This is a genomic window from Citrobacter freundii complex sp. 2024EL-00216 (assembly GCF_043945515.1).
GTDB lineage: Bacteria > Pseudomonadota > Gammaproteobacteria > Enterobacterales > Enterobacteriaceae > Citrobacter > Citrobacter portucalensis.
The window spans coordinates 135,601-160,592 of record NZ_JBIMRA010000005.1 but is presented as its reverse complement, the minus strand read 5'-3'; the positions used below and the strand labels follow the sequence as shown (position 1 = coordinate 160,592).

The window sequence follows — 24,992 nt, the reverse complement described above, 5'->3', positions numbered from 1 at the left end:
TTTAACCCATCGCAATGCCACTGCGAGTTAAATAAAAAACCCCCGCGGAATAAAATCCAGCGGGGGTTTTTTTATACGCTACGTTTACAGCGGTTGTTGAGCAACGTCATGATGACGGGTCACATCGACCGGCATGCCTGAGCGAATCTCCATCGCATGATCCATGACGGCGGTATCTGTTTGCGCCGCATTTTTAAATGTCTGCATGGACGCGTTCAGCACGATCGGCAGCAGTTGCGGGTCGTCATTGATTTTTTCGGACAGCGGTTGGTGTACTTCCACCAGGCGCACGCCGTTAGGCTCAACGGATGCTTTGATCGGCGTATTGATAATATTGACCTTAGTTCCGGGCGTTACCTGACGGAACAGGGTTTCTATATCACCGTCGCGCAGACGAATACAGCCGGAGCTGACGCGCATTCCGATGCCAAAATCAGCATTTGTACCGTGCAACAGGTACACGCCGCCGTATGCCGCTAAGCGAATCGCATGATGGCCCATCGGGTTATCCGGACCGGCAGGCACAACGGCAGGCAGGTCAATCCCGTTTGCTTTGTATCGCGCGCGGATATTTGCCGTCGGCGTCCAGGTGGGGTTGGCGCGTTTATCAGAGATGGTGGTTACCATCGTAGGCGTCAGCGTGTCACCACCTAACTGGCCAATCCCAATAGGATACACGGTCACCGAATTGGTCCCCGGCTGGTAATAATAAAGACGCAGTTCGGCGAGGTTGATAACAATACCTTCGCGCGGGGCATCAGGTAGCAGAGTTTGTAACGGGATCGTCAAAACGCTGCCCGGACGTGGTACGTAAGGGTCAACGCCAGGGTTGGCTTGCAGCAGCGCGAGAAAGCCGACATTGTACTTTTTTGCAATCGCTTCCAGAGAACCGCCATTGTCTTCAACAACGTGAACGGCATTCTGACCCACCAGACGGCTTCCCGGTGGCGGCAGCGGCCAGGTGTTTGCCTGAGCCGGAAGTGCTAACGCGAATGTCGCTGCAAGCGTAAAAAACGCGAGCCAGCGAGAGAGTCGTTTATTGTTTAACATCACCATAAATCCATTGTTTTTACGTGGTTTTTATTATGTAAAAGTAAACGAGAATTATGGCTGTTTGCTGTGTCGGGAAGTGCAGGGAAGTGCAAAGAGTTTGTAAATTCATCAGGCCGGGTGAGTGGTGTGCTCACCCGGCCTGTTCACTATGCTACGGCGTTTTCTTCAAGCTGACGCATAAACTGGCGGACCCAGTCGATCCGCGTTTTACGCTCGCTCAACTCCTGCATAAATTTCAGCCGGGTTGGACCGTCCAGACGGAAGTGCTGCGGCTGCTTTTGCAGTAAACCAATCAGCCAGACCGGGTTGACGTGGTTTTTCTCGGCAAATTCAATGGTACCGCCTTTTTCATTGCCTTCGAGCTTTCTGATCCCCAGTTTCTGCGCCTGCTGGCGTAAACGGGCGATATCCAGCAGCGTACGAGCCGGGTCGGGCAGCAAGCCAAAACGGTCTATCAGCTCAACCTTAATTTCTTCCAGTTCGTTTTCGCCTTTCGCACTGGCAATGCGCTTGTAGAACGACAGTCGGGTGTTTACATCCGGGATATAGTCATCCGGCAGCAGAGACGGCATGCGCAGCTCAACTTCGGTTTGCTGGCTGGTGAGATCTTCCAGTGACGGCTCACGCCCTTCTTTGAGCGCATCGACCGCGTTTTCCAGCAGTTCCATATACAGTGAGAAGCCGATGCTTTCCATGGAACCACTCTGATCTTCACCCAGTAACTCCCCGGCGCCGCGAATTTCGAGGTCGTGGGTCGCCAGCGCAAAACCTGCGCCCAAATCTTCCAGCGAGGCGATGGCTTCCAGACGTTTTTGCGCGTCGGTGGTCATTGCTTTCGGATGCGGCGTCAGCAGCCAGGCGTAAGCCTGGTGGTGAGAACGTCCCACACGACCGCGCAACTGGTGTAATTGCGCTAAACCGAAGTGATCCGCTCGTTCGATGATGATGGTGTTAGCGGTGGGGATGTCGATCCCGGTTTCGATAATGGTGGTACACACCAGCACGTTAAAACGCTGATGGTGGAAATCATTCATCACGCGTTCCAGTTCGCGCTCGCGCATTTGTCCGTGACCGATACCAATACGCGCTTCCGGCACCAGTTCAGCTAATCTGTCAGCGGTTTTCTGGATGTTTTCGACGTCGTTAAACAGATAATAAACTTGTCCCCCGCGCAGAACTTCACGCAGGATCGCCTCGCGTACCACCAGGTTGTCGTATTCGCGCACGAAGGTTTTGACCGCCAGACGACGAGCGGGCGGCGTGGCGATAATCGACAGATCGCGCATGCCGCTCATTGCCATATTGAGCGTACGTGGAATTGGCGTTGCCGTCAGGGTCAGAATATCGACATCTGCGCGCATCGCCTTGATGCGTTCTTTGTGGCGCACGCCGAAACGGTGCTCTTCATCGACAATCAGTAGACCCAGATCTTTTAACTTCACATCCGCTTGCAGCAGTTTGTGCGTGCCGATGAGAATATCAATTTTTCCCTCGGCAACTTGCTCCAGAATCTGCGCTTGCTCTTTGGCGCTACGGAAACGGGACAACATCTCAATGCGTACCGGCCAGTTGGCAAAGCGGTCGCGGAAGTTGTCGAAGTGCTGCTGTGCGAGCAGGGTGGTCGGCACCAGCACGGCAACCTGCTTGTGGTTCTCTACGGCGAGAAAGGCCGCGCGCATCGCGACTTCGGTTTTACCAAAGCCGACGTCGCCGCACACGAGGCGGTCCATGGCCAGCGGTTGACACATATCGCTGAGTACCGCGTTAATCGCCTGCGCCTGGTCAGGCGTGGTTTCAAACGGGAAACTGTCGCAAAACAGCTGATACTGTTCACGGTCATGCTTAAAGGCAAAGCCTTCTTTCGCCGCGCGCTGGGCATAAATATCCAGCAGCTCTGCCGCAACATCGCGCACCTTCTCAGCGGCTTTCTGTCGGGCACGTGACCAGGCATCGCCGCCAAGTTTATGCAGCGGCGCATTCTCTTCTGCGCCACCTGCATAGCGGCTGATCAGATGCAGTGACGACACCGGCACGTACAGTTTGGCGTCGTTGGCATAGGTGAGCATCAGATATTCACCGGTGATGCCGCCCGCTTCCAGCGTGGTCATACCGGCATAACGACCCACGCCATGCTCCAGATGCACCACCGGCTGACCGGGATGCAGCTCTGCGAGGTTACGAATTAACGTATCCGGGTTGATGGTGCGACGAGAATCCTGGCGGCGGCGCGCCACGCGTTCCCCAAGCAGATCGCTTTCACAAATCAGCGCCAGATTGCGTTTGCTATCGATGAAGCCGTGCTCAGCTGCGCCAATCATCAGATAACGACCGTTATCTACGGCTTCATCGAGTCGCAATATCCGCTTCGGCGCCACTTTGATACGGGCGAGCAGTTCGCCAAGTGCTTCACGGCGGCCTTCACTTTCCACCGAGAAAATCACCGGACCGGTGAAGCCTTCAAGGAATTTACGTAACGCATCTAACGGCGCTTTTTGCTGTGCCTGAACGGCGATATCCGGCAGCTTCTGGAACCCGAGGTTAGTATTCGCTGCTTTGTTCGCCAGACTCTCGGTTTTCAGTTGAACGCGCGGCCAGCGTTTAAGTTCAGAAAACAGCTCATCAACCCGCAGCCACAGCGATTCCGGCGGCAGAAGCGGGCGCATCGGATCAACACCGCGATTTTCAAAGCGTGACAGGGTATCGGCCTGGAAGCGTTCTGCGCTGGTCTCGATATCACCGGTATTCACCAATAACGTATTGGCGGGGAAGTAGCTGAACAGCGGCGGCAGCGGCTCGCTGAAAAACAGCGGTTGCCAGTATTCAATACCCGCAGGTAACGTGCCTTTGCTGACCTGCTGGTAAATATGTTCGGCGTCGCGTTTCACCTCAAAGGTATCACGCCACTGGCTGCGGAATAGCTCGATGGCCGTTTTGTCAGTCGGGAATTCGTGTGCGGGAAGCAAATTAATGGCATCGACTTCTTCCAGCGTGCGCTGGGTGTCGGTATCAAACAGACGCAGGCTGTCGATTTCGTCATCAAAGAAATCCAGACGATAAGGCAATTCACTGCCCATTGGGAACAGATCCAACAACGCGCCGCGCGTGGCATATTCGCCGTGTTCCATGACCTGATCAACATGGCGATAGCCCGCACTGTCCAGCTGTTCACGCAGAGCATCACGTGAAAGTCGTTGGCCCTTTTTCATGACCAGCGCATGACCGTGCAGATAGCTGTGCGGACAAACGCGCTGCATCAGTGTATTTACCGGAACGATCAGCACGCCGCGCTGCATGGCAGGCAACTGATACAGCGTGGAGAGCCGCGAGGAGATAATCTCCTGATGGGGAGAAAAGCTGTCGTAGGGTAGCGTTTCCCAGTCGGCCAGGTTCATCACCATCTGGTCAGTAAACTGACGAATTTCATCATGCAAACGCAGCGCATTTTGCATGTCCGGCGCGATCAGCACCACTGGACCCGCGTGATGTTCGGCGATTTCGGCGACCAGCGTTGCGCAGGCGGCACCGGTAAGCTCACCTAACTGGCGCTGATCGCCAGCTTTCGCCGGGAGCGTGTAACGATGTTGTTCAGGCATTCGGTTGTCAGGATCTCGTTTAGATATACATCTGATAAGCAATGTTCTTTATTATCCGTGATCGTTTCTCATAAGCAAATTGATTCGCCCCCTGATGGGGGCAAAAAGCGCGTAGGGGTTAGCGCGAGACAGCCGATAAAGAAGGCGGGGAAAAGAGCAGGTCGGCCACTGTTTTTTGTGAAATTTTACGTACCAACAGGCCAAACAAGGTGCACAGTAGCAGGCAGGCGAACGGATACACCAGCAGCAGGGCCAGCTCCGCATATGCAGGCCAGGCGGTATGATTGATTTTGGGGATTAGCGTTAAGCTGAACAGCTCAACCAGAATACGGTGGGTGGTGTAGATGGCGATGGTATTGGCACCAATCACGCTTAACGGGCCGGACTCACGCATACCAAAGCGCAGCTCAAATTGATAAAACAGCTTCATGATCAGCACAATGGAAAGCAGAGAAAGTAATAGTGAGACATTTGCCAGCCACGCGACGACGGCGGCGATTGCGCTAACCAGAACAATGACCGCATGGCGGCGCAGGGGCACCTCCTTAATCCATACCATCAGCGTTGCGCCAAACCATGCACCGAGGCTGTACCAGGGCAGATTGCGAATCACGCTGTTCATTCCCCACCACGGCGTCGGGACAAAATTGATCGCCACGCTTAGCACCACAAATACCGCCAACAGCGGCACCGCCCAGCGGCTGAAAATTTTACACAGAACAAAATAGACAATCAGCGCGTACAGATACCACAAGCTGGTACTGGCGGTCAGCATTCCGTGGGTAAAACCCGCGATCGAATCGGCATACGCGGCGTTGGCAGCATGGCTCAGATCGCGCTGTGGGGCCAGCCAGTTATTGAGCGCGACTAACGCCAGCCATTGCACTACTCCCCAAAGCACCAGCACCCAGGCAATGCTCCAGATCCGCTTATCCACGCAGGTGGTCCACGGGACGCTATCAATGTAGCGACGGATCAGATACCCCGAAATAAAGAAAAAGACCGGCATGCGAAACGGCGCCAGGTACAAATTGAGGTAAATCCAGCATTTGCTCAGCAGCTCTGAAAGCGGATGCTGAAAAGTAGTGAGGTGCGGGTAAAACGTGATTACCGAGTGGTAAATCACCACCAGACAAATACATAACCCTTTGATTTGATTAATCCATAGTTCTTTTTTCTTCATCGAGACGGCGTATCCATATTGTTGGCTATAGCCTGCCATCCTGCGCAACCCGCTGTGCGCTGTAATGCGTAACTGTCTGCATTTTGTTTTTTTAAGATAAAGATCAGGGATCCGGGCTGAAGGGTAGAGGGACAACTTTAGCGAATTGATTTATTTATACTTTTAGGAATAGTGCTGACGAACACTTACGGTTCAGTCATTTACCCATTCCGCTTTCGCTTATATACTCGTGACTTTGCTAACAGCAACCAGACGGATTTCATGTACCAACCTGTCGCTCTATTCATCGGCCTGCGTTATATGCGTGGGCGTGCAGCAGATCGCTTCGGTCGCTTCGTTTCCTGGCTCTCCACCATAGGCATTACTCTCGGGGTAATGGCGCTGGTCACGGTGTTGTCGGTGATGAACGGTTTCGAGCGCGAGCTGCAAAACAATATTCTTGGCCTGATGCCTCAGGCCGTACTCTCGTCTGAACAGGGTTCCCTCAACCCGCAACAACTGCCGGAAAAAGCGGTGGTGTTGAACGGCGTCAACCGCGTTGCACCCATAACTACGGGAGATGTGGTGCTGCAAAGTGCGCGTAGCGTGGCGGTCGGCGTGATGCTCGGTATCGATCCGGCGCAAAAAGATCCGTTAACGCCGTATCTGGTCAATGTGAAGCAAACAGATCTGCAACCGGGTAAGTATAATGTCATCCTCGGCGAGCAGCTTGCCGGGCAGTTGGGCGTGAACCGTGGCGATCAAATCCGTGTGATGGTGCCCTCGGCCAGCCAGTTTACGCCGATGGGGCGTTTGCCGAGCCAGCGTTTGTTTACGGTGATTGGCACTTTCGCCGCCAACAGCGAAGTCGATGGTTACCAGATGCTGACCAACATTCAGGATGCCTCGCGTCTGATGCGTTATCCGGTGGGTAATATCACTGGCTGGCGTCTGTGGCTGAACGAACCGTTAAAAGTTGACACGCTGAGCCAGCAAACGCTGCCGCAGGGCACCAAATGGCAGGACTGGCGCGAGCGCAAAGGGGAACTGTTCCAGGCCGTGCGCATGGAAAAGAACATGATGGGGCTGCTGCTTAGCCTGATCGTGGCGGTGGCGGCTTTTAATATTATTACCTCGCTGGGTCTGATGGTAATGGAGAAGCAAGGGGAAGTGGCGATTTTACAAACGCAGGGGCTAACGCCGCGGCAGATAATGATGGTGTTTATGGTTCAGGGGGCCAGTGCCGGGGTGATTGGCGCGCTGCTGGGCGCTGTACTGGGTGCCTTGCTCGCCAGCCAACTGAACAATCTGATGCCAATTATTGGTGTGCTGCTGGATGGCGCTGCGCTGCCGGTCGCTATCGAGCCGCTGCAGGTTATCGTCATTGCGCTGGGGGCGATGGCCATCGCGCTGCTGTCTACGCTTTATCCTTCCTGGCGCGCTGCCGCCACTCAACCCGCTGAGGCTTTACGTTATGAATAAGATCCTGTTGCAATGCGACAACCTGTGCAAACGCTATCAGGAAGGCACTGTGCAGACCGATGTACTGCACGATGTCAGTTTTTGCGTCGGCGAAGGTGAGATGATGGCGATTGTCGGCAGCTCAGGCTCCGGCAAGAGTACGTTGCTGCATCTGTTAGGTGGGTTGGATACCCCGACTTCCGGCGACGTCATTTTTAGCGGTCAGCCAATGAGTAAGCTCTCGTCGGCGGCGAAAGCGGAACTGCGTAATCAGAAGCTTGGCTTTATTTACCAGTTCCACCATTTGCTGCCGGATTTTACGGCGCTGGAAAACGTAGCGATGCCGCTGCTGATCGGCAAGAAAAAACCGGCTGAAATCACCGAGCGCGCACGGGATATGCTGAAAGCGGTAGGGTTGGATCATCGTGCCAGTCATCGCCCGTCTGAACTGTCTGGCGGCGAACGCCAGCGGGTGGCCATCGCACGTGCGCTGGTGAATAACCCGCGTCTGGTCCTGGCAGATGAGCCAACGGGTAACCTGGATGCGCGTAACGCGGACAGCATTTTCGAGCTTTTGGGTGAGCTGAACCGCTCTCAGGGCACGGCATTTCTGGTGGTGACGCACGATCTGCAACTGGCGAAGCGGATGAGTCGCCAGCTTGAAATGCGCGATGGTCGCCTGACGGCTGAACTGAGCCTGATGGGAGCTGAGTAATGGCTTCGCCTTTATCGTTATTGATTGGTCTGCGCTTTAGCCGTGGTCGGCGGCGCGGCGGTATGGTTTCGTTAATTTCGGTGATATCTACCGTTGGCATCGCGTTAGGTGTGGCGGTGTTGATCGTCGGTTTAAGTGCCATGAACGGATTTGAGCGTGAGCTGAACAACCGTATTCTGGCCGTAGTCCCACACGGAGAGATTGAAGCCGTAAATCAGCCGTGGAATAACTGGCAGGAAGCGCTCGACAAGGTACAAAAAGTGCCGGGTATTGTCGCCGCGGCGCCTTATATCAACTTTACCGGACTGGTGGAGAGCGGGGCGAACTTACGCGCGGTGCAGGTGAAGGGCGTTGACCCGAAACAGGAACAGCGTTTAAGCGCGTTGCCATCCTTTGTGCAAAACCACGCCTGGGATAATTTTAAAGCCGGTGAACAACAAATCATCATTGGTAAGGGTATTGCCGATGCGCTGAAGGTGAAGCAGGGTGACTGGGTGTCGATTATGATCCCTAACGCCAGTGCGGATCATAAGCTACAGCAGCCTAAACGCGTGCGTTTGCACGTGATGGGGATCCTGCAACTGAGCGGTCAGCTCGATCACAGCTTTGCCATGATCCCAATGGAAGATGCGCAGCAATATCTTGATATGGGAACCAGCGTTTCCGGGATCGCGCTGAAGGTTAACGACGTGTTTAACGCCAATAAGCTGGTGCGAGACGCGGGTGAAGTCACCAATAACTATGTTTACATCAAGAGCTGGATCGGCACCTACGGCTATATGTACCGCGATATTCAGATGATCCGCGCCATTATGTATCTGGCTATGGTGCTGGTGATTGGCGTGGCCTGTTTTAATATCGTTTCCACGTTAGTGATGGCGGTAAAAGACAAAAGCGGCGATATTGCGGTATTAAGAACCCTCGGGGCGAAAGATGGGTTGATCCGTGCCATTTTTGTCTGGTACGGCCTGCTGGCGGGTCTGTTCGGTAGCCTGATAGGCGTCGTCATCGGGGTGGTTGTCTCGTTGCAACTGACGCCGATCATAAACGGGATTGAGGCGCTTATCGGCCATCAGTTCCTGTCCGGCGATATCTATTTCATTGACTTCCTGCCATCGGAATTACACTGGCTGGATGTGATTTACGTGCTGGTGACAGCACTCGTGCTGAGTCTTTTGGCAAGTTGGTATCCGGCGCGTCGCGCCAGCAATATTGATCCTGCGAGAGTACTTAGCGGCCAATAACAACAATAATACACGACAGCATTCATGCTGCATCAAGGCGTAACTAACGTAGAGGCATCTCGAAGGATGACGTGTATCAAGGAGCGGTGATGTATTACGGATTTGACATCGGCGGGACCAAAATTGCGCTGGGCGTGTTTGATAAGCAACGTCGTCTGCAATGGGAAACTCGCGTTCCTACGCCTCGCGACAGCTACGACGCTTTCCTTGATGCGGTCTGCAATCTGGTGACGGAAGCGGATCAGCGGTTCGGCATCAAAGGTTCGGTAGGCATCGGCATTCCGGGCATGCCGGAAACCGAAGACGGCACGCTGTACGCGGCCAATGTTCCTGCCGCCAGTGGCAAACCGCTCCGCGCCGATCTCAGCGCTCGCCTTGACCGCGATGTGCGTCTGGATAACGATGCGAACTGTTTTGCTCTCTCCGAAGCCTGGGATGACGAGTTCACCCAATATCCGCTGATGATGGGGTTGATCCTCGGTACGGGCGTCGGCGGCGGCCTGGTGCTTAACGGGAAATCCATCACCGGACGCAGCTATATCACCGGTGAGTTTGGTCATATTCGTTTGCCGGTCGATGCGCTGACGCTGATGGGCTTTGATTTCCCGCTGCGCCGCTGCGGATGCGGTCAACTGGGATGCATCGAAAGCTATCTTTCCGGCGGTGGATTTGCGTGGTTGTATCAGCATTACTACCATCAACCGCTGGATGCCCGCGAAATTATCGCGCTGTGGGAGCAGAGTGATGAACACGCGCGTGCCCACGTTGAACGCTATCTGGATTTGCTGGCGGTGTGTCTTGGGAATATCCTGACTATCGTCGATCCTGATTTGGTGGTGATTGGCGGAGGCTTGTCGAATTTTACCGCTATTACGACGCAACTGGCGGATCGACTGCCACGTCATCTGCTGCCGGTTGCCCGGGTACCGCGTATTGAGCAGGCACGGCACGGTGATGCCGGCGGGATGCGCGGGGCTGCTTTCCTACATCTTACCGATTAATACAAAGAGGTTGTTATGCTGTCGCGTCGGGGTCATCGGTTAAGCCGCTTTCGTAAAAATAAACGCCATTTGCGCGATCGCCTGCGTCAACGAATCTTTTTCAGAGACAGAGTGGTGCCTGAATTGATGGAAAAACCAAGAGTGCTGGTACTGACTGGAGCGGGAATCTCCGCTGAGTCAGGAATTCGAACATTCCGCGCGGCGGATGGTCTCTGGGAAGAACATCGGGTAGAGGACGTTGCGACTCCGGAAGGATTTAGTCGAAACCCGGAACTGGTTCAGTCGTTTTATAACGCCCGTCGCCATCAGTTGCAGCAGCCTGAAATCCAACCCAACGCGGCGCATATCGCACTGGCAAAACTCGAAGCCGAGCTGGGCGATCGTTTTTTACTGGTGACACAGAACATTGATAACCTGCATGAGCGTGCGGGCAGCCAGAACGTTATCCATATGCACGGCGAGCTGCTCAAAGTTCGCTGTTCGCAAAGCGGGCAGATTCTGGAATGGACGGGCGATGTGACACCGGAAGATAAATGTCATTGCTGCCAGTTTCCGGCACCGCTGCGACCACACGTAGTGTGGTTTGGTGAAATGCCGCTGGGTATGGATGAAATTTATATGGCACTGGCAATGGCAGATGTGTTCATTGCGATTGGCACATCGGGACATGTTTATCCGGCAGCGGGTTTTGTGCATGAGGCGCGGCTGCATGGGGCACATACGGTAGAACTCAATCTCGAACCGAGCCAGGTAGGCAGTGAGTTTGAAGAGAAGTATTACGGTCCGGCAAGCCAGGTAGTGCCTGAGTTCGTTGAGAAGTTATTGAAAGGGCTGTAACGGCTATCCGGATAATACTGTTTAAGCCTGTACAAGCTGGCGGTCCTCACGCAGGGCCGCCATAATCAAAAATCCAACGATGTAAAAACAACAGATCAGCCCCAGTGCGCTCAGCCACATGGGTAGTCGGGTAATGTAAACCAGGCTGCACGAGATAATCACCAGCGTAAATACGATCAGATTAGCCAACTCAAGTAGCAGCCAGAGCGTTGTCATTGGAAGCCTCAGAAGCCGGCCTGGAATACTGTAAGCATAGCCAGAAACTGGGGAGCGGGAATCAGCCGAAAGGCGTAAAAAGTAGGGATTGGCAGGTAGCAACCCGGCGCAGCGACGCCTGCCGGGTTGCACGAGTATTAGCGTCCTGCTTTTAGCTTCTGATAATACTCTTCGTAGATAGCGCTGGCGGAACCGACATCGTTTTGCCATTCCCCTTTGTTGATGGTTTCCGCGTCAGGGTAGAGCGTTTTGTCGTTCGCGACCTCAGGACTTAACAGCTTGCGTGCTGCCAGGTTCGGCGTCGGGTAACCGATAGTTTCTGCGACTTCTTTCGCGACGTCCGGGCGCAGCAGGAAGTTAATCAGCTTCAGCGCACCTTCTTTGTTTTTCGCGTTAGCCGGAATAGACAGGCTGTCCATCCAGAAAATGCCACCTTCTTTCGGCCATACCACTTCCAACGGTGTGCCCGCCTGACGCGCAACATACGCGGAGCCGTTCCACACCATCCCCAGATTAACTTCGCCTTCCATATACGGGTTGGCCGGGTTGTCAGAGTTAAATGCCGCAACGTTAGGCATCAGCTTCTTCAACTCGTTATAGGCGGCTTCAATCTCTTTAGGATCGGTGGTATTGCCGGAATATCCCAGCTTGCGCAGCGCCATCTGGAACACTTCTCGCGCATCATCCGTTAACAGCAGACTGCCTTTGTACTCCGGCTTCCACAGATCGGCCCAACTGGTGACGGTTTTCGGATCGATAGCATCGCTGTTGACGCCAATGGCCGTTGCACCCCAGATATACGGGATGGAGTAGTCATTGTTTGGGTCAAACGGCTTGTTGAGCATTTCCGGATCGAGGTTGTGGAAGTTGGTCAACGTCGACTTGTCGATCTTCTGGATCATGCCTTCTTTACGCATTTTATCGACGTAATAGGTGGACGGGACCACCAAATCGTATGCGCCGTCTTTATAGGTTTTGAGCTTGGCGTACATGGTTTCATTCGACTCGTAGGTCGAATAGATAACCTTAATGCCGGTTTCTTTGGTGAACTGCTCCAGCAGCCCCGGTGGGACGTACTCGGTCCAGTTATAGAAATAGAGCGTGTTGTTGTCATTCGCGTGAGCGGCGCTCATGCCCAGTGCCAGAGCACCCGCCGCGAGCAGGTGGCGTGACCATTTTTTCATCATTTAACGTCCCCTGAATTAAGGGCCTTAGCGGCCCTTGGTTTTATCACGTGCAATAAGCTGGCTGGCAATCACCATAACCAGCGACAGAACCAACAAAATGGTCGCCAGCGCGTTCACCTCTGGTGATACGCCGACTTTAACCATTGAGTAGATTTTTAATGGCAAAATTTCATAACCCGGTCCGGTGACGAAAGATGAAACAACAACATCATCCATCGACAGCGTAAAACTCAGCAACCAACCCGCAGCCACCGCAGGCATAGCCAGTGGCAGTATTATCTTGCGCAGAATAGTTACTTCGCTGGCACCCAAATCTTTAGCCGCCTCAAGCATGCGGACATCAAAACCTTTCAGGCGAGAGTAAACCGTCACCACCACAAAAGGCAGACAAAAAGTGATATGCGAGAACAGCAGCGACCAGAAGCCCAGTTGAATGCCGATCAGCATAAACAGCACCAGCAGAGATATTGCCATCACAATATCCGGCGACATCATCACCACGAACAGCATGCCACTGACGAACGGTTTACCGCGAAAACGGTAACGATAAAGCGCGACCGCAGTAAGTGAACCGATCAGCGTGGCGAACGTGGCGGAGAGCACCGCCATGGTCAGCGAGTGCTGCGCCGCCTGCAGCAGGCTGTCGTTGTTCACCAGCAGACCGTACCACTTGGTCGTAAAACCTTGCCAGTTGATGCCAAAGCGCGAGCTGTTAAAGGAGTTCACAATCAAAATAATGATTGGAATGTACAGATACGCGTAGATAGCGGTCATAAAACCGCCGCGAAGCAGTCGACCGATCATTCGAGTTCTACCCTCTTATTCAGCAGGCGGGAGGCGCGCCAGTAGACCAGCAGCATCAGCCCCATCACGATAGTCAGCGTTATGCTGGTGGCGGCGCCAAACGGCCAGTCGCGAATGTTCAGGAACTGAACTTTAATTACGTTACCAATCAGCAGGTTTTTCGCGCCGCCCATTAAGTCGGAAACGTAAAACAGCCCCATTGCGGGCAGCATGACCAGCAGGCATCCGGCGATAATCCCCGGCATCGTCAACGGAATAATGATGCGGGTGAAGGTCTGAAGCTTACTGGCGCCTAAATCGCGTGCGGCTTCCAGCAGCGGTTTATCGAGCTTTTCAATGCTGGAATAGAGCGGCATCACCATAAACGGCAGCAGGATGTATACCAGCCCGATAATCACCGCGCTGGGAGTAAACATAATGCGAATGGGTGTATCGATAACGCCGAGCCATAACAGAAACTCGTTGAGATAGCCTTTGGTACTGAGGAAAATTTTGAGTCCGTAGATGCGAATCAGAGAATTGGTCCAGAACGGAACAATCAGCAGGAACAGCAGCAGCGGGCGTACTTTTTCCGGCAGTTTCACCAAAAACCAGGCAAACGGGTAGCCGAGTACCAGACAGGCGAGCGTGGCAATCAGCGCCATATTGAGGGAGTGAACCAGTACCTCAAAATAGAGCGGATCGAGCAGGCGCGTATAGTTCTCCAGCGTAAAGACCATTTTGACGAAATTGGCGTCGTCACGGGTCAAAAAGCTGGTGCCGATGATCATCAGGTTGGGCAGAAAGACAAATAACACAAGCCAACCGACAATGGTGAAGATCACCACACTCTGGAATTTACTTGTGCTCTTCATCAGCCAGTACGACCTCCCAGCTTTCTACCCAGTTAATTGCCATTTTCTGGTCGAGCGAGTGGTCAAAGTCAGGATCGTCTTCGTTGAAGAATTCGCTGACCATCACCATCTTGCCATTTTCCAGTTCTACAACCGACTCCAGCGTCATGCCTTTGTAGTTGCGTTCGCGCACGTAGCCGATCAGGCCTTCGATATGATTATCATCATTGATTTCATCAACGCGCAAATCTTCAGGGCGTAACAGGACGTGCAGCTTTTGTCCGGGAACTACCGCGAAGTTGACATAAATATTGCACTCGCGGCCTTCAACGTTAGCACGAACACGCTGTTCATCCAGACGTTCAATCACCGTGGCGTTAAACATATTGATCTCGCCGATAAACCCGGCGACAAACAGATTCTTTGGCTCTTCGTAGATTTCGCGCGGCGTACCGTCCTGCTCAATCTTACCATCGCGCATCACCACGATGCGGTCGGACATGGTTAGCGCTTCTTCCTGATCGTGTGTGACAAAGACAAAAGTGATACCAAGCTTACGCTGCAGTGCTTTCAGTTCATTCTGCATCTGCTTACGCAGTTTGTAGTCCAGCGCAGAGAGGGATTCATCTAACAAGAGTAAGCGGGGTTTGTTGACCACTGCTCGGGCAATCGCTACGCGCTGCTGCTGTCCGCCGGAAAGTTGATGCGGTTTTCTCTGGGCGAACTCTTCCAGTTGCACCATGCGCAGGGCTTCGGTAACGCGGGGAGAAATGTCGGCTGCGGGCGTTTTTTGCATGCGCAAACCAAAGGCCACATTTTCAAACACAGTCATGTGGGGGAATAGCGCATAGCTTTGGAAGACGGTATTCACGTAGCGATTTTCCGCTGGAACGTGAGTGATGTCCTCGTTGTCCAACAAAATATGACCGGAATCAACCGTTTCCAGACCGGCAATCAGGCGAAGAACGGTTGTTTTACCGCAGCCAGAGGGGCCAAGCAGCGTAAGAAACTCGCCATTATTGATGGTCAAATCCAGGCTGGAAATCACCTCTTTGCCATCGAAACTTTTGCGAATTCCCGCTAATTGCACCAGTGGAGAAAGCGAACGCGGTTGTTTATTCAATTTTTTACTCTGTCCCATGTAAACGCAACGGATGGCTGACCGATGCGGGGTTTGTGGTTAACCACCTTGATGACTCTTAATGAGGGCCGTTATTCTACGGCAAACCATTGTAATCGCCAATCCTTGTTGCGAATTACTGACTTAGCCCTATAGTCAGAGGGGATGTCAGGGCGAAATATTCTCACTTGCGGGGATAAAAGTGACCTGACGCAATATTTGTCTTTTGTTGCTTATTGATAATGTTGTCACAAAAAGTGAGGGTGACTGCATGGATAAACTACTTGAGCGTTTTTTACACTACGTGTCGCTGGACACCCAATCAAAATCGGGCGTGCGGCAGGTTCCCAGCACCGAAGGACAGTGGAAATTATTACAACTGCTCAAACAACAGCTCGAAGAGATGGGGCTGGTTAATATTTCACTGAGCGAAAAAGGTACGCTGATGGGAACGTTACCCGCAAACGTTGCTGGCAATATTCCCGCGATCGGCTTTATTTCCCATGTGGATACCTCACCGGATTTCAGCGGTAAAAATGTCAATCCGCAAATCGTTGAAAACTATCGCGGTGGCGATATTGCGTTAGGCATTGGTGATGAAGTTTTATCGCCGGTGATGTTCCCGGTGCTGCATCAACTTCTGGGTCAGACGCTGATCACCACAGACGGTAAAACGTTGCTGGGCGCGGATGATAAAGCAGGCGTGGCGGAAATCATGACCGCGCTGGCTGTGCTTATCCAAAAAGATATTCCGCACGGTGATATCCGCGTAGCCTTTACGCCGGACGAAGAAGTGGGTAAAGGGGCGAAGCATTTTGATGTTGCGGCATTCGATGCGCAGTGGGCCTATACCGTTGACGGTGGTGGCGTAGGTGAGCTGGAGTTTGAAAACTTCAACGCCGCGTCGGTCAATATCAAAATTGTTGGCAACAATGTGCATCCCGGCACCGCAAAAGGGGTGATGGTGAATGCGCTGTCGCTGGCGGCGCGTATTCACGCTGAGGTCCCGGCAGATGAAAGCCCGGAGAAGACGGAAGGCTACGAAGGCTTTTATCATCTGGCGAGCATGAAAGGGACGGTCGATCGGGCGGATATGCACTACATTATTCGTGATTTTGACCGTAAGCAGTTTGAAGCGCGTAAACGCAAGATCATGGATATCGCCAAGAAGGTCGGCAAAGGGTTACACCCGGACTGCTATATCGAACTGGTGATTGAAGACAGTTACTACAATATGCGCGAAAAAGTGATTGAGCATCCGCACGTGCTGGATATCGCCCAGCAGGCGATGCGCGATTGCGATATTGAGCCGGTGCTGAAACCGATCCGTGGCGGCACTGACGGCGCACAGCTGTCATTTATGGGATTACCGTGTCCGAATCTGTTCACCGGTGGCTACAACTATCATGGTAAGCAGGAGTTTGTAACCCTGGAAGGAATGGAAAAAGCGGTGCAGGTGATTGTGCGTATTGCTGAATTGGCCGCGAAACAAAAATAAAATATGTGTAGTTGCCGGATGGCGCTTTGCTTATCCGGCCTACAATATTTCACTCCAGTAGGCCTGATAAGACGCATGGCGTCGCATCAGGCACAGTCCGCATTACCCTTCGAAGAACCAGTACCCGCTGTTGACCAGCGCGGCAAGCATGGCAAGGAAAGAAGGATCTTCCAGCGCATCCTCAAAGTTCTCAGCCGTCAGCACAATATGACTGGCCAGCGCTTCCAGCGCAGGACGATGCGGTGAATCAATTTTCTCACCGTTAGCGTAGACGTCGTCGCCAATGCGCAATACGCGCAATCCGCCCAGACGCACTAACACATCACCTTGTTTCAGGGCATCATAAATTTCGTCTGGCTGATACGGTGGCTCCGGCGGAGCAATATCCAGCTCATGACGAGACTGAGAAATAAACTCGCCAAACCACTGCTGGAAATGTTCTGGCTGGTTAATCAGGCCCAGCATCATTTCGCGCAGCTTGTCCATTTCCTGCGGCAGAACATCTGCCGGATGATCGCGCGGTGGCAGATCAGGATCGCTGTAATAGGTGCTGCCCAGTTCGCGTTGTAAAACGTAATCGGCGAAGCCGCTGATCAGCTCGCGAGTGTTTGGCGCACGGAAGCCAACCGAATAGTTCATCGCGTTTTCTAACGCATAGCCTTCGTGCGGGAATCCCGGTGGAATGTACAGGATATCGCCGGGTTCCAGCTCTTCATCGATGATAGCTTCAAACGGGTCGACCTGAAGGAGATCCGGGTGAGGGCAGTGCTGCTTCAACTGCAGCTTTTCGCCTACGCGCCAGCGACGACGACCGGTTCCCTGAATGATAAATACATCGTACTGATCCAGGTGCGGGCCAACGCCTCCACCGGGTACAGAGAAAGAAATCATCAGATCGTCGATACGCCAGTCCGGTAATTCACGGAACGGGCGCATCAGCGCGGCGGTAGGTTCGTGCCAGTGGTTGACCGCCTGCACCAGCAAAGACCAGTTGTTCTCGCCAAGATGGTCGTAGCTTTCGAAGGGACCATGGCTAACCTGCCATTTACCATCCTGATGGCTGACGAGTCGGCTGTCGACTTCGCTTTCCATTGCCAGTCCAGCCAGTTCGTCAGGAGAAAGAGGATCAATAAAGTTATTAAACCCGCGTTTTAAGACCACCGGGCGTTTCTGCCAGTGGCGTTCAAGAAAATCGGGCCAATTAAGTGTGAGTTGGTATTCCATAGTGAGCATCCCGCAGGCTGGTATCTGCAACCGATTATAACGGATACTTAACCTCAAGCGTGAAGTCAGTACATATTTATTACATGCGACGATTACTCGTCTTTCTGGCCCGGCTGCTGTCGACCAAAAATAACTTCCATGCGCGCACCACCCAGCAGGCTATCACCAGCAATAATCTGCCCGTCATACTGTTCGGTGATTTCTCGCGCCACCGCCAGACCGACGCCTTGTCCTGGACGTAGCGTATCTACGCGCTGTCCGCGGTCAAACACAACTTCCCGTTTGCTTTGCGGAATACCAGGACCATCGTCTTCGACCAGAATATGCAGCTGATCCTCAGACAGTTGCGCCGAAATCTCGACAAACTCCAGACAATATTTACAGGCGTTATCCAAGACGTTGCCCAACACCTCGACAAAGTCATTCTGTTCGCCCACAAAGCTGATCTCAGGTGAGATATCGAGATTAATGTTGACCCCTTTACGCTGATACACCTTATTCAGCGCCGAGGTGAGCTTATCCAGCAACGGCGCGACCGGGTGCAGCTCGCGACTGAGTAGGGCACTGCTGCCACGCATACTGGCGCGATGCAGGTAATAGCCTATCTGTTGGGAAATACGGCTGATTTGTTCCAGCATGATAGGCTCTGCGTCGCTGACGTTCATCTTTTCATTACGCATTGAGCGCAACGTACTTTGCAGTACCGCCAGTGGCGTTTTCAGGCTATGAGTGAGATCGGTTAATGTGGTGCGGTATTTATCGTAGCGCTCACGTTCGCTTTTTAAAAGCCGATTGAGATTACGAACCAGGCTGGTCAGTTCGCGTGTGGTGGCGGGATTTAGCATCTCACGATGATGTTCCTCAAGCTCACGGACTTCACGCGCCAGTGATTCAATCGGCCGTAGGCTCCACCACGCAGCCACCCATAACAACGGAATGACCAGCAACAGATTGGCGACCAGCACATAAATAAACCAGCTCCAGACCATATACGAGCGCTTTAGCTCTATAGGAATAGTGTCGACAACCACAATGGTCAGTTGCGGCATTCTGGCTGTGGCGGGGTAGACGTTCACCGCCACGGAGTGGGTCATTTCGGCGTCGTCATCATCTTCTCTGACTTCTTTTAACTGCTGCTGAGCGGAGTGATCTTCGCCCAGTAAAGTACTGGTGGCGTCTACATTGGCTTCAATTTCATGAAAACCGTTCGTTTTTAGCCAGTCCGGTTGGATACTTTTCGTCAGCCAGGGAACATTGCGCTGAGCCCACAACAACTCACCGCTTTCGTTATAGATCAGCGACATTGTTGGGCTTTGCATATCGAGATGTTCAGGCAGCTCGACGTTTATCTTGCCGTTTTCCCACTTTGCCAGGGTATAAAACAGATTACTTTCACCCCGCAGCAGGCGAAACGTTGTCTTATCAAAGCTGACGCTGTAGCCCACCAGAGCAACCATGCCGTAGGCCAGCGAGAGCACCAACACCACGCCTGCGGTTGCCAGTAAAAAGCGCAACCGCAGCGATAGCGGGAAAAAATGACGCAATAGTTTATTCATTAGCGCAGTTCAAAAAGATATCCCTGACCACGCACGGTGGTGATGACGTCGTCCGGATACTGCGCCTGAATTTTCTTACGCAGACGCCCCATTAGAACATCAATGGTGTGACTTTCGCGCAGCTCGGCATCCGGGTAAAGCTGCAGCATGAGCGAATCTTTACTGACCACTTTGCCATTATTACGGATGAGGGTTTCCATAATGGTGTATTCAAATGCAGTGAGCTTGATAACTTCATCATTGACGGATAACTCGCGTCGAGAGAGGTCCACCTGAAAAGGCGGAAGGGAGATAATTTGCGATGCCAGACCGCTGTTGCGGCGCATCAGTGCCTGCATGCGCGCAGCCACTTCTTCGATGTGAAACGGTTTGGTGACGTAATCGTCAGCACCGGCGCTGAGGACTTCCACTTTATCCTGCCAGCCTTCACGCGCGGTTAATACCAGAATCGGCAGCGAAACCTCATTACTGCGCCAGCGGCGGATCAGCGACAAACCATCTTCATCGGGGAGTCCTAAATCAACGATCGCGATATCCGGCAGATGTTCATTCAGATAATAGTCCGCTTCCTTCGCATCTTCTGCATCATCCACCTGATGCCCTAAATCCTGTAACTGAACCTTGAGGTGGTGGCGTAATAAAGCATTATCCTCGACAACCAGTACGCGCATCATCGTTTCTCCCTAAAATAATGGTATGAATAGTTTAACGCTGATTATGTGGCTGTGGGGATAAACATTTAATAAACCGGGGGAAGGGATAATCTCGCAGGCAAAAAAAAGCCGGAGGCGCTGATGCTTTCCGGCTTACTACGATATGAACGGAAGGCCGGAACAGGCGCAAGCGCGCTCCGGCATCAAACAGATTACTTCAGTTCATCAACCATGGTGATGGCGCGACCAATATAATTGGCAGGCGTCATTGCTTTCAGGCGAGTTTTCTCTTCTTCCGGCAGCGCCAGACTGTCGATAAACTGCTTCATACCTTCGGCGTCAACGCGCTTACCGCGGGTCAGTTCTTTCAGCTTCTCGTACGGCTTCTCAATACCGTAGCGACGCATCACGGTCTGAATCGGCTCTGCCAGAACTTCCCAGTTATGATCCAGTTCATCCAGCAGATGATCGCGGTTCACTTCCAGTTTGCTCACGCCCTTCAGCGTGGACTGATACGCGATCAGCGCATAGCCAATACCTACGCCCAGGTTACGCAGAACGGTAGAGTCAGTCAGGTCACGCTGCCAGCGGGAGACCGGCAGTTTGCTTGCCAGATGCTGCAGTACCGCGTTAGACAGACCCAGGTTACCCTCGGAATTTTCGAAATCAATGGGGTTAACTTTGTGCGGCATGGTGGAAGAGCCGATTTCACCCGCGATGGTTTTCTGTTTAAAATGGTTCAGCGCCACGTAACCCCAGACATCGCGGTCAAAGTCGATCAGGATGGTGTTGAAACGGGCGATGCAGTCAAACAGCTCGGCAATGTAGTCGTGCGGCTCAATCTGCGTGGTGTACGGATTCCACTGGATGCCCAGCGAGGTGACAAACTCTTCGCTGAACTGATGCCAGTCAACTTCCGGGTAAGCAGCGATGTGGGCATTATAGTTACCGACTGCACCATTGATCTTACCAAGAATTTCAACCTGGTTGAGCTGACGATACTGACGCTCCATACGGTAAGCCACGTTAGCCATTTCTTTGCCTAGCGTAGACGGGGTGGCTGGCTGACCGTGGGTACGGGAGAGCAGAGGAATATCGCGATACTGTACAGACAGATCTTTCACTGCGTCGATAAGCTTACGCCAGTACGGCAGAACCACTTCGTCGCGTGCGGTTTTCAGCATCAGCGCGTGAGACAGGTTGTTGATGTCTTCTGAAGTACACGCAAAGTGGATAAATTCGGAAACAGCATGCAGTTCCGGGATATCCGCCACTTTCTCTTTCAGGAAATACTCAACTGCCTTCACATCATGGTTGGTCGTACGCTCAATGATTTTGATGCGCGCAGCATCTTCTTCATTGAAGTTAGCGACGATCGCATCAAGGAAACCGATTGCGTCGGCAGCAAAAGCAGGAACTTCCTTGATCGCTGCGTGCGCGGCCAGTTTTTGCAGCCAGCGTACTTCAACCTGTACACGGAATTTCAGCAAACCGTATTCGCTGAAAATCCCGCGCAGCGCGCTGACTTTATCGCCGTAGCGTCCATCAACAGGGGAAACGGCGGTCAGTGAGGATAATTCCATAGATCACAACTCCGGGGTTAAATGAGCAAGAATTTGTTTTGCCTGAGTCGTCAGGCGATTACGAGAAAACATGAGTTGCAGACGGCCTCCACCAACCTGATGCCAGAGCACGGCAGCACGGATGCCAGCCAGCAGCGAAGCGCGTACTTTAGCCTGTACTTGTGGGCTCTGAAGGATGGCCGGGGAACCCGTGACCTGAATACGCGGGCCGAGTGGGCTGATGACGTCAACATAAATGCCAGCCATCGCACTCATCAACGTTTCTGACTGCAAATCAAAATGGTCCAGCTGGCGCTGCAAGCCGCTAATACGGTCTCCCAGCGTGTCCATAGCGCCCTTGGCTGCTGACAGCTTACGCTCCAGCACCATCAGGCTTAGCGTATAGCGGGTGAGTTCCGCATTCAGTCCCTGACGACTGCTGGCGTTCAGCACGCCAAGCAGCGTTTCAAGGCCAAGACGCAGGTTGGCTTCGCTGCCGCCAAACACGCCCAGCGTAGAGCTGGGATTCATGTCGATGACACTGTTCAGTGAAACGTGTAATGCATCGGCATCACAATGCCCCTGGTGCGCCAGTTCCTGCACCAGGCGTGCCGACTGACAAATGCCTGCCAGGGCGAGGGTGATGTCATAATAATTCTTTGCCACGTTCACTGCTTCCTTGTATCAAATGTGTAAGTAATTATACCGGCAGAGGCAATCGTTGTTCGATAATGCCGCCGCCGAGGCACACTTCGCCATTGTAAAAGACAGCCGACTGACCCGGCGTGACCGCCGCGACTGGCTCGTCGAAAATGACTTCAATACGCTCAGCATCCAGTGCCTTAACGGTGCACGGAATGTCGGTCTGACGATAGCGGGTTTTCACCGTGCAGCGCATGGTGCCGGTGAACGGTTCGCGATCGACCCAATGCAGCTGTTGCGCCACCAGGCCAACGGACATCAGACGTGGATGTTCATGACCCTGAGCGACAACCAGAATGTTGTTCTCAACGTCTTTATCCACCACATACCATGGATCTTCTGTCCCTTCTTTCGTTCCGCCAATACCCAGACCTTTACGCTGACCCAGAGTGTGGTACATCAGCCCCTGATGCTGGCCAATCTCTTCGCCGTCAACGGTGATGATTTTGCCTGGCTGAGCCGGCAGGTAACGACCAAGAAACTCGCGGAACTTACGTTCGCCAATGAAGCAGATGCCGGTGGAGTCTTTTTTCTTGGCCGTAATCAGACCAAGATCTTCGGCAATTTTACGCACCTGCGGTTTTTCCAGTTCACCGACCGGGAACAGGCTTTGCGCGATTTGCTCATGGCCGAGCGTATAGAGGAAATAACTCTGGTCTTTATTGCCATCGAGCCCACGCAGCAGGCGGCTTTTGCCGTCGACATCCGCGCGACGCACGTAGTGACCGGTGGCGATGTAATCGGCACCTAAATCTTCGGCGGCAAACTCAAGGAAGGCTTTAAACTTAATTTCTTTATTGCACAGAATATCCGGGTTCGGCGTACGGCCCGCTTTGTACTCTTCAAGGAACAGTTCAAAGACGTTGTCCCAGTATTCTGCGGCAAAGTTGACGGTATGCAGTTCAATGCCGAGTTTGTCACAGACAGCCTGAGCATCCGCAAGGTCGGCGGCCGCTGTGCAGTATTCCTCGCCATCGTCCTCTTCCCAGTTCTTCATGAACAGGCCTTCTACCTGATAGCCCTGTTGTTGTAACAGCCAGGCAGAAACGGAGGAATCGACACCGCCGGACATGCCGACGATCACTTTTTTTGGGCTTTCAGACATAGGAATACTCACGACATTGAACTTCAAGGCGGCATATTCTAGCACGCAGCCCTTTACTTGACACCCTCTGTAAACGGCCAGTTAAATTCGCCGATCATGGCCAGTGGGTAGCGCTGTCCGCTCTGATAACAGCGAATACTCTCTGCAACCAACGGCGAACGCAGGTTTGGCGCAGAGAAAATCTCTTCTGCGCTGACCCAACGACAGCAATCTATATCGCTGTCATGGGGTTCTGTAGCGCACATATTGGCAAGCTCGATAGAGAAAAGAAAACGCAAAAAGGGCGTTCTGTCTGGCGCAATCCATTGATGCATACGAATGAAATGCTGTGGCTGCGCTTTAATGCCCGTTTCTTCCCACAGTTCGCGTGCTGCGGCTTGCACCAGCGTTTCATCGGCTTCCAGGTGTCCTGCGGGTTGATTCCACAAGGCTTTACCATTGATCGTTTCTTCAACGACTAAGAATTTATCTTCTGCATGCACAATGCAGGCGACCGTGACGTGCGGTTTGAACATGTTTTCCCCTTATTCCTCAGCAAATCCTTCGGTAACATCTGGCCAGCTAATTTCACCGCTGGCCTTGTCGATACTGATATAAGCCACGGGAGGTGACGTTTGCGGGTCGGCCCCTCCACGGCACAATGCGGTTTGATGATCCTCGCGCACGATAATCTCAATGGCCTTTTTAGCATTCCAGCTTTCATAAAAGACACATTGGTGGTCGTGACGTAGCCCAAGGGTGGCGACTCTCGTTGCCTTTTCTGTCGACAGCGGGTTGATGTCGTCGCGATAGTGGTCACCGCTGTTTATAGCCTGTAACTGCGACTTTTTTAACCAGCCGCGTATGATTTGGCGATCGGTGGTGTAATAGACCGCTTCCATAAAATCATCGTTGGATTGTTCTTGTACAGAGATGAGGTCGCCGGGCACTAAAAATAAGGACGGGCTGCGACACTGTTCGGTTGGCATCGCATAGAACCATGCGCGGGTGTCTCCTGTTACCTGATAGTGGTTTGCGGAGGAGGAGGGTAAGAACCCGCGCTGCGACATCGCTTTATTTGCCCATGTCTGGCAAGACGCGCTTACTGCAAGCGGACTGGATAACGGCGTTAATCCATTAACTGAGACCCAGCCGGTGGCGAAGGTTCCTTTAGCGTCCCGATAACGTACGTAACGATAAGGCTCATCTTTGGAAAGCATGTCCGTGCTTTTGTAGCGCTGTGAACTCCTGAGTACCTCGACGGTGTCGCCATTGACCATGAACGCGGGGAGTTGACACTCTGTTGCTGGTGCAGAATAGAAATGCAGGCGTGAGTCGGTTTTTACTTTGGCAGACTCATAAAGGTAGTTTGCCTCTCCTGCTGCTGTTCCGGCAATTGTCTCACAGTCCAGTTTTGCTGAACAAAACGGTGACACGCCGAGCAGGATGAGTGCTGCAAAAAGCTGCTTATCCATTTTTTTTCATTC

Annotated in this window: 22 protein-coding genes; 6 read left to right on the top strand and 16 right to left on the bottom strand. The window is 52.9% G+C overall.

From position 1 onward, the window contains the following. Nucleotides 1-84: 84 nt before the first annotated feature. From ACHHZ7_RS08405 to ACHHZ7_RS08395, 3 genes are all read right to left on the bottom strand, one after another. Nucleotides 85-1,050, bottom strand: a complete 966-nt coding sequence (locus ACHHZ7_RS08405; RefSeq protein ID WP_032944376.1) for a L,D-transpeptidase family protein — start codon at nt 1,048-1,050, stop codon at nt 85-87. Nucleotides 1,051-1,199: 149 nt separating this feature from the next. Continuing rightward, nucleotides 1,200-4,646: a transcription-repair coupling factor gene (gene mfd / locus ACHHZ7_RS08400; protein WP_008784434.1), complete on the bottom strand. Its 3,447-nt coding sequence runs from the start codon at nt 4,644-4,646 to the stop codon at nt 1,200-1,202. A gap of 118 nt (nt 4,647-4,764) precedes the next feature. Continuing rightward, nucleotides 4,765-5,829, bottom strand: coding sequence for an acyltransferase family protein (locus tag ACHHZ7_RS08395; protein ID WP_060682345.1), 1,065 nt, complete (start codon nt 5,827-5,829; stop codon nt 4,765-4,767). 261 nt (nt 5,830-6,090) lie between these two features. Here ACHHZ7_RS08395 and lolC point away from each other — a divergent pair, with 261 nt between their 5' ends. From lolC to cobB, 5 genes are all read left to right on the top strand, one after another. Continuing rightward, nucleotides 6,091-7,290, top strand: coding sequence for a lipoprotein-releasing ABC transporter permease subunit LolC (lolC, locus tag ACHHZ7_RS08390; protein ID WP_060682344.1), 1,200 nt, complete (start codon nt 6,091-6,093; stop codon nt 7,288-7,290). Next, nucleotides 7,283-7,984: a lipoprotein-releasing ABC transporter ATP-binding protein LolD gene (gene lolD / locus ACHHZ7_RS08385; protein WP_003832278.1), complete on the top strand. Its 702-nt coding sequence runs from the start codon at nt 7,283-7,285 to the stop codon at nt 7,982-7,984. Before lolC ends, lolD begins: the two co-directional genes overlap by 8 nt. After that, nucleotides 7,984-9,228, top strand: coding sequence for a lipoprotein-releasing ABC transporter permease subunit LolE (lolE, locus tag ACHHZ7_RS08380; protein ID WP_060682343.1), 1,245 nt, complete (start codon nt 7,984-7,986; stop codon nt 9,226-9,228). The genes lolD and lolE overlap by 1 nt, the downstream gene beginning before the upstream one ends. 89 nt (nt 9,229-9,317) lie before the next feature. Beyond that, entirely contained in the window at nt 9,318-10,229 is a 912-nt protein-coding gene (gene nagK / locus ACHHZ7_RS08375; RefSeq protein ID WP_060682342.1) for an N-acetylglucosamine kinase, read from the top strand. 15 nt (nt 10,230-10,244) lie between these two features. Continuing rightward, nucleotides 10,245-11,066: a Sir2 family NAD+-dependent deacetylase gene (cobB, locus tag ACHHZ7_RS08370; protein ID WP_003832281.1), complete on the top strand. Its 822-nt coding sequence runs from the start codon at nt 10,245-10,247 to the stop codon at nt 11,064-11,066. Between the two features lie 21 nt (nt 11,067-11,087). Here the strand turns inward: cobB and ACHHZ7_RS08365 are convergent, their stop codons facing one another. The 5 genes from ACHHZ7_RS08365 to potA all read right to left on the bottom strand — a co-directional run bounded on the left by ACHHZ7_RS08365 (nt 11,088) and on the right by potA (nt 15,247). After that, nucleotides 11,088-11,282, bottom strand: a complete 195-nt coding sequence (locus tag ACHHZ7_RS08365) for a hypothetical protein (protein WP_060682341.1) — start codon at nt 11,280-11,282, stop codon at nt 11,088-11,090. A 137-nt stretch (nt 11,283-11,419) separates the two neighbouring features. After that, a complete protein-coding gene (potD, locus tag ACHHZ7_RS08360; RefSeq protein ID WP_003030797.1) occupies nt 11,420-12,466 on the bottom strand; it encodes a spermidine/putrescine ABC transporter substrate-binding protein PotD in 1,047 nt (348 codons plus the stop codon). A 27-nt stretch (nt 12,467-12,493) separates the two neighbouring features. Next, nucleotides 12,494-13,273 (bottom strand): spermidine/putrescine ABC transporter permease PotC, encoded by a 780-nt coding sequence (gene potC / locus ACHHZ7_RS08355; RefSeq protein ID WP_006684943.1) that lies wholly within the window; start codon nt 13,271-13,273, stop codon nt 12,494-12,496. Beyond that, nucleotides 13,270-14,127, bottom strand: a complete 858-nt coding sequence (gene potB, locus ACHHZ7_RS08350) for a spermidine/putrescine ABC transporter permease PotB (protein WP_008784439.1) — start codon at nt 14,125-14,127, stop codon at nt 13,270-13,272. The genes potC and potB overlap by 4 nt, the downstream gene beginning before the upstream one ends. Next, complete coding sequence (potA, locus tag ACHHZ7_RS08345; RefSeq protein WP_003832287.1) at nt 14,111-15,247, bottom strand: spermidine/putrescine ABC transporter ATP-binding protein PotA; 1,137 nt, start codon at nt 15,245-15,247, stop codon at nt 14,111-14,113. The genes potB and potA overlap by 17 nt, the downstream gene beginning before the upstream one ends. A 250-nt stretch (nt 15,248-15,497) precedes the next feature. Between potA and pepT the strand changes: the two genes are divergently transcribed. Then, a complete protein-coding gene (gene pepT / locus ACHHZ7_RS08340) occupies nt 15,498-16,724 on the top strand; it encodes a peptidase T (protein ID WP_060682340.1) in 1,227 nt (408 codons plus the stop codon). A gap of 102 nt (nt 16,725-16,826) precedes the next feature. On the opposite strand, the gene roxA is transcribed toward pepT, so the two are convergent. The 8 genes from roxA to ACHHZ7_RS08300 all read right to left on the bottom strand — a co-directional run bounded on the left by roxA (nt 16,827) and on the right by ACHHZ7_RS08300 (nt 24,980). Beyond that, entirely contained in the window at nt 16,827-17,948 is a 1,122-nt protein-coding gene (roxA, locus tag ACHHZ7_RS08335) for a [50S ribosomal protein L16]-arginine 3-hydroxylase (protein WP_003030786.1), read from the bottom strand. Nucleotides 17,949-18,040: 92 nt separating this feature from the next. Continuing rightward, on the bottom strand, nt 18,041-19,504 hold the full coding sequence (gene phoQ, locus ACHHZ7_RS08330) for a two-component system sensor histidine kinase PhoQ (protein ID WP_003832291.1): 1,464 nt from the start codon (nt 19,502-19,504) through the stop codon (nt 18,041-18,043). Further along, nucleotides 19,504-20,175, bottom strand: a complete 672-nt coding sequence (gene phoP / locus ACHHZ7_RS08325; protein WP_003846709.1) for a two-component system response regulator PhoP — start codon at nt 20,173-20,175, stop codon at nt 19,504-19,506. Before phoP ends, phoQ begins: the two co-directional genes overlap by 1 nt. Before the next feature lie 194 nt (nt 20,176-20,369). Continuing rightward, the gene (gene purB / locus ACHHZ7_RS08320) at nt 20,370-21,740 is read right to left on the bottom strand and encodes an adenylosuccinate lyase (RefSeq protein WP_060682339.1); all 1,371 of its coding nucleotides are present in this window, start codon (nt 21,738-21,740) and stop codon (nt 20,370-20,372) included. A gap of 3 nt (nt 21,741-21,743) precedes the next feature. Then, complete coding sequence (gene hflD, locus ACHHZ7_RS08315) at nt 21,744-22,385, bottom strand: high frequency lysogenization protein HflD (RefSeq protein WP_003832401.1); 642 nt, start codon at nt 22,383-22,385, stop codon at nt 21,744-21,746. 34 nt (nt 22,386-22,419) lie between these two features. After that, nucleotides 22,420-23,526, bottom strand: a complete 1,107-nt coding sequence (gene mnmA, locus ACHHZ7_RS08310; RefSeq protein WP_003832402.1) for a tRNA 2-thiouridine(34) synthase MnmA — start codon at nt 23,524-23,526, stop codon at nt 22,420-22,422. Between the two features lie 53 nt (nt 23,527-23,579). Next, nucleotides 23,580-24,041, bottom strand: coding sequence for an NUDIX hydrolase (locus tag ACHHZ7_RS08305; protein WP_008784446.1), 462 nt, complete (start codon nt 24,039-24,041; stop codon nt 23,580-23,582). A gap of 9 nt (nt 24,042-24,050) precedes the next feature. Beyond that, entirely contained in the window at nt 24,051-24,980 is a 930-nt protein-coding gene (locus tag ACHHZ7_RS08300; protein ID WP_060682338.1) for a hypothetical protein, read from the bottom strand. Between the last annotated feature and the right edge of the window lie 12 nt (nt 24,981-24,992).